Raw genomic sequence first — 15,492 nt, 5'->3', positions numbered from 1 at the left:
CGATGTCACGACTTAGCACTGATTCAGAACTGATAGCGCAGACCTGCGACGAATTGCCTACCAAGGCCAGGGATAACGGCAAGGTTGCCCCAAGACGCAGGGTAGTAGGTCTTGTCGAAAAGGTTGTGGATATCGAAGTAGACCTTGGTACGACGGTCGATTTGCCAATACGAGACCAGCTTTACCGTTGCATACGCGGGCAGCGAGTAGGTGTCCGTCGCGTTGCCGGACCGCGAACCGACATAGACAACGCCCGCACCAACGCCATAGCGACCGCCAACCCACGGCATGGCATCTTCGCGGATTGCCAGCAAGCTCGCGCTCACCTTTGGGATGTTGGTAAGGCGAGTTCCAGGTGCGATCGCGTTGTCCTCGGTGACCTTGGCGTTAATCAGGGAGAAGCTCGTGCTGATGCGCCAGTTCTGGTCCACTTGACCGAACGCGTCGATTTCAAGGCCGCGGCTCGTCACTTCGCCCGCTGCGATGTTGAAATTGGGGTTGGTAGGGCTGCGGGTTAGGACGTTGCTCTTTTGAATGTCGTACACAGACAGTGTTGCGCCGAGCTTGGCATCCGTCGACTGCCATTTCACCCCAGCCTCCACGGCACGACCGTGCTGGGGACTGAAGGCGTTGCCAGATTCATCCACCCCGCTGTTGGGTCGGAATGATTTGCCGAACGACATGTATGCAGAGGTTTGGGCGGTCGGCAGCCAAGTGAGGCCCACGCGTGGCGACACAGCCGTTTGATGCTGACTGGTTGTCTTCGCAGTCATGAGGTTGTCGACCGACTGCTGATAGCTATCGAATCGCACACCCCCCAGCAGCTTCCACTTTTGCCCCAGCGAAATCTCGTCTTGCACGTATGCACCGAAGTTTCGTTGGTTCTCTCGGGTAGATGTACTCAGTGTGACCGGCGGCTTCGCTTGCCCATAAATGGGATTGTAGATATCGATGGCATACGGGTTCGTCGCGAGATTCGAGTACGCGATGTCCATGCCCATATACAGCCGCGAGACATCGATGCCCACGAGCATGCGATGGCCGATGCCGCCCGTCTTGAAATTCCCTTCCACTTCCGCTTGTGCAGACGTATCGCGCGACGGCAACGAGCGCCAGCTATTGCGGCGCGTCAGCGTGCGGCCATCCGCCAGCAGGCTTCCGAACTCCGCAGCGTCGCCTTCGAATCCGGACTCCTTGTAGCTCACGCCGAGTCGCGTACGCCATCCTGGCGCCAAATCCCGGTCGAGCGTCAGTTGGTGCGTATTGCTGGAAAGCTGGAGGTTGGGGTCGCTTGGCTCTTGCAGGTATCTGTCGCGTGGCAGGACAAGTTTGCCGTTCACATTGATGACACCGCGGTCCAAGGGCGTCTGCACGCGCATGAACTCGCCCTCGTATTGGAGCAGCGTGTCGTTATCGATGGCCCAGGTCAGCGCAGGGGCAATCAGATACTTGTGATTGTCGATGAGCGAGCTGCGGCTGGCGCCGTCCTCGGCCATCACGTTCAAGCGGTATGCAAATTTGTCGTTGATTGGGCCGGTCGTATCAACCGTTGCGCGCGCGAAGCCGAGCGTGCCACCACTCACCTCTGCTGTCGTCGACCGCGTGAACTTCGGCTTCTTTGTGACGATGTTAATCGTTCCTCCCGGCTCGCTGCTGCCGTACAGCGCGGCTGCGGGACCTTTCAGAAACTCAAACCGCTCTACCGTGGCCGTATCCCGCATGGGGCTGTAGCCGCGAGACCCTGGAAAGCCATTAACCAGGTATCCCATATCGGTGCTACTGAAGCCCCGAATTGCATAGTTGTCCCAGGTCCCACCGAAGTCGTTTTGTCTGGCGATGCCGCTGACATAGTCCACGGTGTCGGACAAACGGGTAGCCCCGAGGTCCTGGATGAGCGCCGACGTGACCACACGAACCGACTGCGGCACCTCACGTAGCGGTGTTTCCGTTCGCGTTGCGCCGCCGGCTTCCGTCGGGACGTAAGACGGAGAAGCGCTTGCGGTGACCCTTACCTCGGGCAACTCTGAGGTGGTAACTGCATCGGCTTCGGCGTATGCCAAGTCTGCAAAGGGGAGGAACAACAGGCTAGCGTGACAGGCATGGCGCGCGATAACGCTGCGCCGGTACGGCGGAATCAAAGACATCTTCAAACTGCAGAGTGGAATGCCCGTAATGTACCCGTCTAGATACAAATACTTCTCATTCGCATAAATCTCGCAGGGTCTTTGCTTTTTGAAGGCTGACTCGTGCTAGATCTGCAGACTTACCATCACAGCAGGGTCATCGCGCTGGCTTGCCCTTCTGGCATATCGCTCAATACTGATAGACCATCTGCATCCCCGCCGTCATCCCGGCCGTGTTGAACTGCTCCGGCTTGTATACGGGCATCCCTACGAACACGTCATACGAGACGCCGCCAAACCTCTGCGTGCCCACGCCGCCGCGCATGCCGATCACCGCACCAGCCAGTTGCGATCCGACAAGCGCCTGGGTCGATGGTCCGTACACACGGCCATAGTCGAGTCCGATATATAGCGCCTGGCCGCTCGCTCCCAGCGGCGCCTGCAGTTCGTTGCGCCAATAGAATCCGCGTTCGCCGGCAAGCTGGCTTTCGCCATCAAAGCCTCTCACGGTATATCGGCTGCCGATCGTCAGATCATCAACGTAGTACAGCCGGTCATTGGTGAATTGGCCACGAATTGTCGTGACGTAGCGGAATGGCTGTTCGGCCAGTTTGAAGGGCACCGAAAGGTTGGCGTCGAGCACCATCATCCGGTATCGCCAGGTTGGGCCATCCAGCGACGCCAGCGTGTCGTCCTGCGCGCCGAAGGCGCCGATACCCTGGCGGAGTGACAGCGTGGCATCGAGCTGCGATTGGCCGAAGTAATGGCGGTCCGTCACACCGAATTCGAGGATCGTATTATTCCGGCGCTGCTGCGGAATTTCGGTGTCCTCGATATAGCTCTTGCCGAACCGGCGCGTCAGGCGCACCTGCATGCCAAGCACGTCGCTCTGGCTGCGGCGCAGCACCCGGTGCAGCTTCAGGTCGACGTTCTCCGATTTCCCGCTCGACACGAACGTCGCATTTACGCCAGCAATCTGCTGGAAGTAATTGCTGCTGTAGGCCGAGAGCGTCGCTGTCCAGTAGCCCCACGGAATCGAATAAAAGCCATTCCAGCCGCGCGTCCCATGTTCCTTGTTGCTGAACATCAAGTCCTGGTTGTAACCGACGTTGAACATGTCGCTCAGGCCCAGCGGATTGTCGATGCCGACGCTCACGTTGCCTTGCCACTTGCCGGTGGAACGCGAGCCCGAGTTGTCGACGGAGGCTACCAGCGTCCACGGCTTGCCGCGTTTGACAGCGATCACGACATCGCTGCGCCCGGGCGTCGACGTCGGCACGATCTGCATGTCGACGTCTTGGCTGGCCACGCGCTTCATTTGCTCCAGGCCCTGCTCCAGATCGCGCAGGTTCAGCAACTCGCCAGGGGCAGTGGGGAACGCTGACTTCCACGTGCCCCACAGATCAGGCTCGCTGAAGCGGATATCGCCGATCACGCCCGGGATCAGGGCCAGCTTTAGTGTGCCGGAGGACAGGTCCTGCTCAGGCACCAGCACGCGCGTGGTGACGTAGCCCTTCGACAGGATCGTTTGCGACAGCCCCTTGACCAGCATCTCCACTCCCTGCTTGCCAACACATTCGCCTTGATAGTGCTCAAGCCACAGTTGCGCGAAGGCGAAGGGGTCCATCGGCAAGGCCGAGGCGCCTGCGGTTTGCTGATCGGCCGGCAAGTTCTTGGGAGCTTCGAGAACGAAGCGACTGACCCGAAAACAGGGGGTTTCCTGCGGCAACGCTGGATGCTCGGCGCGGGCGGTTGTCTCGGCGCGCACTGCCGGTGCATCAACGATGGAGGCGCGTTCGCGGGCTTCCTGCTGCTGGCGCGCGCGTTGGTCTTGCTCGGCGTTGGTCAGAGCTGTGGCTTGGCCGGGTGAAGGTGGGACTTGGGCCGACACAATCGGCGAGAACGTAGAAAGGCCAAATGCGAATGACGCGAGCCTGGCAATATGCGACGAATTCAAGGACATCGGCGTGACAGGGGTCAGGCGGGATGCCCGCCTGACGAGTGTGTTAATAGTGGTGTCGCGGCTAACCCGGTCCGTGTTAGCCGATTCGGTCAAAAGGGCGACTCGACCGCTTCGTCTCCAGTGCAAAGCAGCTCTTCCGGATGCAACTGCCGATTAAACCGATCTGCGGAACATCTCTCACCATCACTCGCGGCTGCGCCTATGCCACCTGACAACCGCATAAATGGCGTCCACAATGATGGTCAGGCATAGAATTCCGAGAATATGCTCGCGACATTCGAATTGCGAGCAATATTTTCTGCCGAGAGTGGCGTAAGTCCCGTATATCTGGACAGGAACTCAAAGATCTCCGGCAGAAAGCGAACTATGAGGTAGACAATCGCTACTCCACCTATACGGGAGATTGCCCCAATTCCGTTGGGGGCAAGAACGATGGCATCAAGCTTCTTGCTAAGGTTCATAAGATAATTTCCGTCGTCCCTTTCAATTCTTACCAGGTTTATTTTCATAGCTGGGCACGAACGATACGCCCCCCTGGACAATTGCCCCTCTTGTGGCCCCGGCCATACCGGGTAGAGGATTGCGAACTCCTTGAAGTATGGTGGGAACTTTCGGGTCAATTTGTCGGGGAAAGACTATGGGGCGAGCTACTTGTGCGACCCCTTGTGTCAAACCTGCACCTGCAAGATATCCGGCGGCACCCGCGAGACCACCTATGGCCGCAGCATATCCCACGCTGTTTTTTTACCGTAGCGGACATTTTTGAATGCGCTCTTCAATTCCCCACCGGCACCTCCAAGCATTTTGAATTGCAAGTCGCATGAGCCGACGTCACGCAGACCAGCCATCTACTTTCCACATGCCGCCCGTGGATCCGATGGATATTTCATGTATAGATATCCATTTTCTCCATATCGATAACGCTTGATTAGTGCCGACGCGCCGCCCTTGCAAAAAAAAGCATCCCCATCGCTCACATTCCCGGCTGACCACCCCAGAGAATTCAATATTTGTTTATATTTCACGATCAAAGCTGGAGACCATGATGCTGGCGAAATAGTAATTGCGAGCATCGCGCTTCCGATCTTCGTCTTCCTATCGTCGTCGAAGTCGCTGATCTGCGCGGATTCTTGACGAATTACATCCATATCTTCTCTCAGCATCTTCCGAGCCTCCCGTATCTCCCTCAGGGATGGTCCTGATTGGCACGAATAGCCAATTAACGCTCCTATGGTTACAACAAAGATCAACGAGAGATATATTCTTAAATTGCTTTTCATTTTATTTCTTACCTACTGGCTTACTTACACCGGTTCCTGCGGCAATTCCCGCCGACCCGAAACCGATCTCCAAAGCATAACTACCGCCGATGGCTTTATTAATGTTAAAGCAAAGTCCCCAACATCCCCCGGCTACGTACGAAGCTCCATCCAGGAAAGAATCAGTAGCGGCAGCGAGGTCGCCTTGCTTGTTGAATATGAAGCCCCACACGAAACTGCCGGACGGCGCAATTGGAACACTCCCGCCACCGCCAAAATATGGCTGACCATTATGTAGGTTCAAGGTTGCGTTTGCAGCCAAGCCAGCACCAGACCGATTAGCACTAACATAGTCTGGCTCAATTGCTGGCTTTGCCCCCGGCAGGGCAGCTTGCTCAGGTGTGAGTTGACCACCCTTGCCCCCACTTAAAAATGGCTTGTAGTAATCGTCAGACGTTGAGAACAAACTTCCTCCGTTCTGGCTAATGTAGGCCACAGCGTACTTGTCCCCGCCAGGGCCTTTACTTGCTGCTGCGTCTACTAGCCTGTAGCCGTTGCCCAACAGCATGTTTTCCGCTTGCTCTACCGTGAGCGTCTTGCCCGTAGACTTTTCGTAATAGTCCGCAAATTCCTTTGCATTATCCTTCGCCCACTTCCGCTCGTCAGGATGCAACTGCCGATTAAACCGATCCGCATTTGCGCCGGTCGCCGCCCCTGACCCACCACCCACCGCAGCACCAATACCTCCAGCCACAAGATTCGCTGCCAGATTGCCGATGGCCTCGTCCAAGTTCTTGCTGCCGCTATCGACGCCGTCGGCGACCGATTTGCCGAGGGATGCAAGCTTGTCCGCAGCCAGAGACGACATACCCGCCCCCACCGCGCCCGCAATCGCACTGCCACCGCCCAGTCCAGCGATCATCGCCCCACCAGCCGCGTGCAATGCCGCGCGATATTCGCCACCCTCCTTCCAGCCTTCGACATCGGCCTGCGCCTCGGCAACCGCCGCACGGTTGGCATCGCTCGGGTCCTTGCCGTAAGCGTCGTTGGCAGCCTTCAAGGCATCTTTCGCAGCCTTCTCCTTACTCCCCGCAATATCCCCCACCGTCTTCGCCACCGCCTCCCCAGCCGCCTGCGCCGCCGCCATCATGTCGGCCTGCTTGCCCAGCACGTTGCTGAGGTCCGGGCCCTTGCCCACCGTCGTGTTGGTGTTCGACGTGTCCCGGTTCAGCGTCGCCACGTCTTGCGTCTGGTTGGCCTGGTCGGTAATTGTGATCGTGCCGCCTGCGATACCCGACTGCGCCACGCCGCGCTGACTGCCGCTTTCGTGCTGCGGGATCATCGGGCTCACGCCGCCGGTGTTCTTGCCTGAGGTCTGGCCAGAATTTTTGTCCTCGACCTTCGGGCCGAATGTGAACCCGCCGCTCAGCCCCATCGACGTTGCGCTGTAGTCCGACTTGTTCTCGATGTCGCTCCAGCTCAGCGTCGCTGTGGTCAGCTTGTTCTTGTCCTCGGGGGCCGTGCTGGCAATGATGGCGCCCTTCAGGTCCGTGTTGCCCTTGACCTTGATATCGAAGCCGCCGTCGCCCGCCAGAATGCCCGATTGCTCGGTCACGTTGGCGTAGCTGCTGTCGCCCTTGCCCTTCGTCGCCGAGAACGATCCGCTCACGCCGCCGCCCTGGCTCCAGCTCAGGCCGCCACCCACGCTCTGCTGGCGCGCGTGGCTTTCCTCGGTGTCCTGGCGGCTGGCCAGGTTCAGGTTGCCGCCCACGTCGGCCGTTACCTTGCCGCCGCTGACCACCCCACCCAGAATGTTGGTGTCATTGCCGGACACGATCGATACCGATTCGCTGCCTGACACGTGGCTGTTCACCTGCGTGGTGCCCGTGGTGTCACCGTTGCCCTTGCTGGTAGACCCCGACACCGACACGCCAAAGCCTTGTGCGCCATATGACACACCGATACTGCCACTGCTGGACTTGTTCGTGCTGTGGTTCTCGTACGTGTCCGTGGCCGAGACGATATTGACGTCACCCTTGGCCCCCAGCCCCACCTTCGCGGCGGAGATATCGGAGCCGATGATGTCCAGGTTGCCGGCCGTCTTGTTGCCGTCGGCATCCACGCCCGTGGCGATGAAAGTCGCGGTGCCCCCAGCCTGCAGATTCGAACCCGTGTGCGTGGTGCTGTCCTGCTCAAATGTGCTCTTGCTCTTGCTGGTGCCAAAGGACAACGTCAGCGCGGTTCCTGCCGGACCTTTGCCATCGGCCAGGCTCTTCATAGCGTCGCCGGCACCCATCGCCGCGTCATACGCGTCTCGCCCAGCCGCGATACCCCAGAGCGCCGACGCACGGCCGTCCTGGCTCTTCGTCGCCGAGCTGACCTTCTGTCCCGCATTGATCGCCGAGCCAATAGCACCGCCGCTCACGCCAAGCGTAAAACCGGTCTGTTTGATCTCGTGGGTTTCGTCGTGGTGCTCACTTCCCTTTGCCGCGTCGATGATCACGTCGGCACCGATACCCGTCAGATCCTTGGCGGCAATGACCTGGCTGCCCGTTACGTGCAACGTGCTGCCGGCCTTCAGGCTGACATTGCCGTCCGTACTGCCCACCAGGCTGCCGGTCTGTGTGACCGAACTGTCGTTGACGGTGTCCTTCTGGTCGCGCATGCCATATGAGAGGCCACCACCCGTGGCGCCGAAGCCCGTGGATTTCGTGTGCGAATAGCTTTGACTCTCGCTGGTGCTTTCGGCCGTGGTGATCGTCAGGTTCCGGCCGGCTTCCAGTGACACGTCCTGCGTTGCCGCCACGGTCGAGCCGCTGATCGTCATGTCGCGGCCGGCGCTGCCGACGATGGTGTCGCCGGACACCACCGAGCCAACCGCCACGGTTTCCCGTGAACTGGAGGTCGTCGTCGTTTCGGTCTTGGACAGGAAGCCCGAGCTTTCCGTATGCGACCAGCTCTGGGCGTTGTGCTGCTCGGTGACCGCCCCAACGGTGACGTCACCAGTGGCCACCAGCTTGACCGTGCCGCCGTCGGTCGTCGCGCTGCCCGTACTGACGGCGGAGCCGAGCACGGCCACGTTGCCGGTGGTGTTACCGTCGACCGCGGCCGGGGCGATGCCATTGGCCTGCAGGATCTGGCCCACAGCCGCCGCCTGCCCCGCGCCCAGCGTGACATTGTTGCCAGCCTGGACCGTCGAGCCACGGGATCCTTCGTCATACGACGACTGCGTGAACTGCGACGCCTTGTTGCTGAATGCGCCTGCCTCTTGCGTGCGCGAGTCCATTGCCGCCGTCACCGTGGTGTTGCGACCCGCAACCAGTGCGGCGTCTGCGCCCGCATCGATCGTGGAAGCGGTCAGCGTGGCGTCTCGCCCGGCCACGGCCGTCACGCTACCGCCGGCTTGCACGGTGCTGCCCTGGTTGATGACCGTCCGGTCCCGCAGATAGTCCTGGCCGCCGTGCGCCGTTGCATCCTGCGTGGTGCCCAGCGTTGTAGTGCCGATGTTCATATCCCGGCCTGCGGCCAGCAGGGCATTGTTGCCGGCATTGACGGTGCCCCCTGCCATGTTGATGTCGCGCCCGGCCAGCAGGGCCACGTTGTTCGACCCCGAAATCGATGCCACCGCGCCAATGCCGGTGGCGCTGGCACTGTTGCCGTTCGCGAGGGTCGTGGTGTTCGTGATCGTCTGCGACTCGTTGACGATGTCGCGGCCAGCCGCCACCACCACGTCCTTGCCACCGATGCGGCCACCGAGGTTGCGCACATCCTGGGTGGCGCTCACGACGGTCGTGCCGGTCCCGCCAATGGCACCCTGGTTGACAATGTTGCCACCCACCACCTGCGTGGCGATGTCGCCAACGATCGAGCCACTGTTCTCCACGGTGCCAGCGGCATTGATCGCGACGGTATTGCCGGCAACCAGCGCGCCCGTGGCGTTCAGGTCCACGCCATTGCCTTGCGCCAGATACACCTTCGGCACCAGCACCGATTGCGTGGTGCCATCGGGCAGCGTCACGTCCTGGGACACCATCCAGACCATGTCGGTCGTGAGCTGGCGCATCTGCTCATCGGTCAGGCCAACGCCGGGGGTCAGGTCGAAGGTCTTGGCATAGGCGACGCCGTTGTTCATCAGCGCCTTGTATTCCTCCAGCTGATCGGTGTGGCCGGTCAGGAACGTCTTGCCCGTCAACTGCGTGATCTGGTCGCGAACCAGCTTTTCCTCGTAGAAGCCGTCGCCCAGCCGCTTCTGTGTCTTCTGCGGATCCAGGCCCAGCGCGCCGAGCATGTAATCGCTGGAGATGAAATTACCGTACTGCGTAAAGCGCGGATCGGTGGCGACGAGGTACGTATCGCCCGGCGCGGTGCGGAACTGGTACAGGCCGTTGGTGGGCAGTTTCAGATTGGGAATGCCGCCCTTGCCCGTGCCCAGCGTCTGCACCGCACCCGCAACCGCGCCGCCTCCGTTCGCATTGACGGCGGCGGCCCCACCGGCGTTGCCCGCTTCATTGGCCAGTTGGGTGCCGCTGGCGCTACCCCCCGAAACGCTGCTGCCGGTCACGGCCGCACCGACGGTATTCACCGACGCGACGGTCACATTCTGTGCCGTGGTCTGCACCGCCTGATTGGCTGTCGCAACGGCCGGCAGCGCCGCCACCGTGGTTGGCGCCTGCGGTGCGCTCGGATAGGCCACGACCTCCGTTCTCTGGCTGTTGCCGGTACGCTGGTGCCAGTAGAAGGTGGAGGTGTCCTGTGTGGTCACGGTCTGCTTTAGCACCGTACCCACATCCTGGATCGTGCCATTGGCAGCCACCCGCACGAGATTGCCGCCCGCGGCCATGGTCGAGGACTGGTTCAGGATATTTCCGCCGTTGCTGTTGATGCGGATGTTGCCGCTCGCCTGGATCCTGGCCGCATCGGACGCGCTCACGAGCTGGTCGGTCGCTGTATAGGTGACGGTCGTGCGGGAGATCTCGTTGAAGTCGGTGCCGAAGTTCGCCTGACGGACTTCATCGGGCCGGATATGGATGTTCGGGTCCCAGTCCGGCCAGAAGGTGATGCTGTAGGTGGATCCGTTGTCCGTGATGGACTGGTAGTACTGCGTTGGCCGGGTTGCAATCGGGCGCGTGCAGATCGACGTATCGATGTCGCAGTTTGGACCCTGAAATATGGAGCCATACTCCTCGACCGGAGACTGCGTAAAGGACAGCGTCTGGCTGGCGGGGTTCAGGTTTGTCACCGTCGACTTGTCCACTGTCACGGTGACCGGCGCCCGCAAGGCGTTGGTTTGCGGCGTGCTGATCGGCGCGCTGCCAGTCGCCCAGTTCCACCCAGGGAAGGTGATGCTGCCGTGATAGTTCAGTTCGGTACCGGGAAGTCCGCCTTGCCAGAGTGTGAGCGTCTTGACCGCCGTCTGCACCGGGGTGCCGGCCGTGGTCACGATGCTCGTGCGCGTGTTGCTGACCTGGTTGGCCGCGATGTCGATGTCGCCGTCTGCCTCGATCGTTGCCGAGCGATTGATCAGCGCGTTGGTCTGATTGGCGAGCAGGCCGGTGTTGGGGTCGCGCGTGCCATCGCGGGCGATCTGCAGGTTGCCTGCGCTGTAGAGCGTTGCCCCATCCAGGTTCTGCACCGAGTTGCCGGCGTAGAGGTTCAGGTTTTGCACGGCCGCCATGAGGGCCGAGGGTCCGTTGTTGACGATATCGGAACCTTGTACCTGCACGTTGTTGCCGATCACCGTACCCGTGTTTACCATCGTCGGGCTGTTGAGCTGCACCGTGTTGCCCTCGATGCGGCCGGCGTTCGACACAAGGTTGCCAGCCGTGACGGTGGTGTTCGACGCATTGATATCCGCCGTTGCGTCGTTCACCACATTGGCGCCCGACACCGTCAGTGCGCCCGCCGTGGCGAGCGTGCCGGTGTTGGTGAGCGTCCCGCTGGCCGACAGCTGCATCTTGCCGTTCGCACGAAGCAGGTTCGACGCGTCGTTGGTGTAATCCCCCGCCACGTTGAGTGTCAGGTCGCGTCCGGCGATCATCGTCCCGCTGCCGGACATCGCGCCCGACACGGCAACGTCCTGGTTCGCCTTGACCGCGCCTGCCTGGTTGGCCAGGGACTGCACGTTGAGTTTGACGTCGGTGCCGCCCATCACCTGGCCGCCGGCGTTGTTGAGTGCTGCGCCGGTCTGGTCGAGCGTCAGGCGCTGGCCGTACAGCGTGCCGCCACGGTTGTCGAGTTGCGACTTCACCTTCAGGTCCAGCGCGCCCCCGGCAACCACCTGCCCGCCTGCGGTGCCATTCGCATTGTTGGCGAGCGTCTGCGCGGCGATGCTGACGTCGCCGTTGCCGCCCATCCTGCCGGCGGTGTTGGTCACCGCGTTGGTCGCCGTGACCACGGTCGCACCGTCGCCCGCATTGACCAGCGCGCCCTGCGTGTTGTCGACGCTCGTCGCTGAGACCGTTGTGGTGCCATGCGCGCCGTTTGCCGCCAATGTGCCGGCCTGGTTCAGCACGGCCCCCGTCGCCGAAACGGCCAGGTCACCGGTGGTCTGCGCCGAGCCGCTGGTGTTGTCCACAGTGCCACCACTGGCCAGCGAGAGGCCCGTGCTTCCGTAGACGCTGCCTTGTCGGTTCGACAGGTTGCCACTCGCGATGGCAGTCGCCTTGCCCTGGGCGGTCAGCACGCCAAGGCTGTTGTCCAGCGTCCTGGCCTGCGCCTGGAGGTCGCCGTTGGTCTGGATGGCGCCGCCGGCGTTGGTGAGCACCCCCTGGCTTGCCACGGACAAGCTGCCCGTGCCGGCATGGGAAATCTGGCCGCCGTCGTTGACGATCGACCCGGCGTCGACGGTCAGGCTGGCACCGTTTGCGGCGATGGTGCCGCGCGTGTTGTCGAGCTTGCCGCCTGCGGAGATTGCCGTGTCATCCTGGCCGTACTGCTTGATCGTGCCACCCTGGTTGGACAAGTCCCCCGTGGTGGTCACGCTGACGCGATCGCCATCGACCCAGCCGCCCGCGTTGTCCAGCGACGCAGCGTTCAGCGTCACTGCAGATGCGGAAATGGCACCGTCTCGGTTGCTCGTCGATCCCGTGCTGGCCATCCGCAGCGCGCCGCTGGCCGTCAGGCTGCCGTTGTCGTTGTCGATGGATTGCGCACGGAGGCTTGCGTCGCCGCGCGCGGTGATCGTCCCCTGATTGGCGATGTCGGTACCCGCCTCCAGCGAGACCGCACCGTTGCCGCCGATGAGACCCGCCATGCCGGTCGCGTCCTTGCCATTCGATATCGCCTGCTGAGCGCTCACTTGCGTCAGGCCGTCGCCCGCGTTGGCAATACGGCCACCCGCGTTGTCCACACTGGCGGCAGCCACGGACAATGCGCCGTGCGCGCCAGCCGATTCGATTCGGCCGCCGGCGTTTGTCAGCGTGCCATCGGCCTGCAAGGTAAGCGACTCGCCCGCGTGCAAGGTGGCGTTGGTGTTGTCCATCGCGCCTTGCGCCTTGAGTTCCAGCGCCTTTTGCGAAGACATTGCGCCGTTGGCGCCGTCAAGCGAGCCCAGGCTGGCGGTGAGGCCGCCGTTGGTCTGGATGACGCCGCCGGCGTTGCCCATCCGGCCCCGACTTGTGACCGCCAGCGTGCCGGTGCCCGCATGGGACATCCGGCCGCCGTCGTTGATGAGGCTTGCCGCCTCGACCGTCAAACCCTGTCCATTGGCGGCGATCGTTCCACCGGTGTTGTCGAGCTTGCCGCCGGCAGTGATCGTGGTATCGCCCTGACCCAGCTGTTTCAGGCTGCCGCCCTGATTGAGCAGATCGCCCGTCGTCCGGATGACCAGCGCGCCGCCCTCGATCTGGCCGCCCTGGTTGGACACGTTGGTTGCCGTCAGCGTGGTGGCCGCCCCGCTGGACATCTGGCCCCGGTCGTTATTGAGCGCGCCCCGTACATTGACCACCAGGGCCGCCCCGGCCGCCGTGGTCGCACCCGTCAGGTCCAGGCCGCCCGCACTGGCGGACAGGCTCAGATTGCCGTTCGTCGCGGTCTGGCTGCCTGCCATGTCAAGGCGCTCGCCGTGGATCACCGCATTGCCGCTGGCCAGGTTCCGGCCGGTGGCCGAAACGGCGCCAGACGCGTTCACGGTCAGGTCAGCACCACCCACCGGCACGCCGTCCGGATTCAGGCCAGCCGCCAGCGTGCCCGTCGATGCCACGCTCTGCGCGGTCACGCCAAGCGACTGCTGCGCCACCAATGTGCCGCTGTTATTCAGCGCGGCATCGGTCTGGATGCCGATCGCGCCCGCCGCGTAGGTCGTGCCGCCGTTATCGACGCCGTCGCGCGCGGTGGCCCTGATGTTGCCACTGGCATTCGTTTGCCCGGCAAGCACAAGCTTGCCGGCGGCGTTCAACGTCATGTCACCCGCCTGCGCGGCCATCACGCCGCGCAGGGACACGCCTACGCCCTGCTCGGTCGATGCCAGCAGGATCTTGTTGGCATACATGCCGCCAAGCTGGCTGACATCGATGCCGGCCGATGGTGCCGCCCCCGTGCCGGCGATGGCCGTGGCATGGAGCGATTGGTAGTCGATCTGGTTCGCTCCGGCCACCACGTTGAGCTGGTTCGCGTAAACGGCCGCATTGGCCTTCACTGCGCGGGCAATCAGGTCCACCTGGTCGACGCCGGCCGCATTCAGCCCCGCGCCCTCGATCTGGATCTGGCCGCCGGTCACGCGGAACGCATCCAGGCTGCCGCTGCCGCCGTAGACCGGCAAGCCCGTGGTCAGCGTGGCGCGGCTGGTGTTGATGAAGCCGGCGCCATCCACCAGGATGCCGTTCGGGTTGGCCACGATCACCTCCGCACGCGACCCCGCCACCTCCAGGTAGCCGCGCAACTGGCTGGGCGACATGCTGTTGACCTGGTTGACGATGATCCGCGCCGATCCGCCGGGCAGCAGGTTCGGGTTACCGTTGATGTAGCCCGCCTGCTGGGTATTGGTGATGCCCGGCGAGTTGTTCAGGATGGCGCCGGCCTTGTTGACGTCGAACTGGGTGTAGTGATTGGTGGACACCCCCGCGCCCGACGGCCGCGTAATGTTGACCTGCGGCAGCCCGTTCGGCGTAGTGATCACCGTGGGACGATTGGCGCCGGAATTCGGGTCGGCCACGATCTGCGCGCCCGCCATCAGCGGCAGGCCCATGCAGGCCCCGACGGCCAGCTTGATCGCAGAAACACCGATACATGCTACGTCCTGGCCCGTCTTTGCGTTTTGTCCTGTCGGCGAGGAGGCCGCTCTCCCGGTTCCGGTGCTGCAAGCAGATTCCGCGACGGCCATGAGCATGGCGCGCGTCCGGTTAAAGACAATTCGGTAACAAAGACGATTCATGACGACCCAGATGCTGGCTTTCTAGCGGAAACTCGCTGAGATTCGCAGCAACCTAGGGGTCAACACCGACCTACTGCGCGCAACTGCAACGGTAACCTTTTGTAACGGAAAAATTTTGCGCAGCGTAATGGACAGTGCATGTGGTCCATACCCCCCTTTCTTCCTAGGTAGGGACCAAAACAAAAATGGAGTTTTCTTACGTCCGCAACAGGGATTACCCGCAAACCCGCATTGCGCAAGGCATACGGGAAATGCACCGCATCTGACTTGTTCCAAGAAATGTCATGATCTGACAGATATGAAAATTATTTACATCTGATATACGTGACGCACCCAAGCCACAGATACACCTCCCCGGAGCCGCCTGGTCGAGTGCGGCAGGCATCAACGCTCTGACGGAACCCGGGGCGGCCTCGGCGCCGAAATTCTGTTGGGAAGCGATAGAGCGCAGCGATGCGTCTTCAGTTGTGGCCCGTCAGACTATCCGCGCCGAAGTTCCCGCCATACGTGGTTTATTGGCCTAAAAATACACTTTTACGGCAGGAAATAAACCTCATCCATGCGTCCGCATGACGCATGGAAAGAAAGCGACAGCAGATGTTAAATGCCCACGGCCAATCCCTCTCAAGCGCTAGCGCCTGAGAGGGATTGAAGGCAGTTCAGCCACGAATACCCGTCCCCAAAACAGGAAGCCAGAACGGCAGGACGCCTGCTATAACACCTCCCGCCCAGAGGATTCAACCAATGTAAAGGCCATTGCATCGGACAAGGCGGCAG

The 15,492-nt window shown here is 61.8% G+C and carries 4 protein-coding genes; all 4 read right to left on the bottom strand.

Annotated features, from left to right (window positions below):
• Positions 1-23: 23 nt before the first annotated feature.
• Positions 24-2,144 carry a TonB-dependent siderophore receptor gene (locus CYJ10_RS21670; protein ID WP_101683587.1) on the bottom strand — a complete coding sequence of 707 codons (2,121 nt, stop codon included), beginning with the start codon at positions 2,142-2,144 and terminating at the stop codon, positions 24-26.
• 169 nt (positions 2,145-2,313) lie between these two features.
• Positions 2,314-4,086, bottom strand: coding sequence for a ShlB/FhaC/HecB family hemolysin secretion/activation protein (locus tag CYJ10_RS21665; protein WP_101683512.1), 1,773 nt, complete (start codon positions 4,084-4,086; stop codon positions 2,314-2,316).
• A 242-nt stretch (positions 4,087-4,328) separates the two neighbouring features.
• Complete coding sequence (locus CYJ10_RS21660; RefSeq protein WP_101683511.1) at positions 4,329-4,547, bottom strand: hypothetical protein; 219 nt, start codon at positions 4,545-4,547, stop codon at positions 4,329-4,331.
• Between the two features lie 820 nt (positions 4,548-5,367).
• Positions 5,368-14,715 (bottom strand): hemagglutinin repeat-containing protein, encoded by a 9,348-nt coding sequence (locus tag CYJ10_RS21655; RefSeq protein ID WP_101683510.1) that lies wholly within the window; start codon positions 14,713-14,715, stop codon positions 5,368-5,370.
• Between the last annotated feature and the right edge of the window lie 777 nt (positions 14,716-15,492).

The sequence above is a fragment of the Cupriavidus pauculus genome, assembly GCF_002858765.1.
Taxonomy (GTDB): Bacteria; Pseudomonadota; Gammaproteobacteria; order Burkholderiales; family Burkholderiaceae; genus Cupriavidus; species Cupriavidus pauculus_B.
The sequence above is the reverse complement of the archived record's forward strand: the minus strand, read 5'-3'. Positions and strand labels throughout refer to the sequence as shown.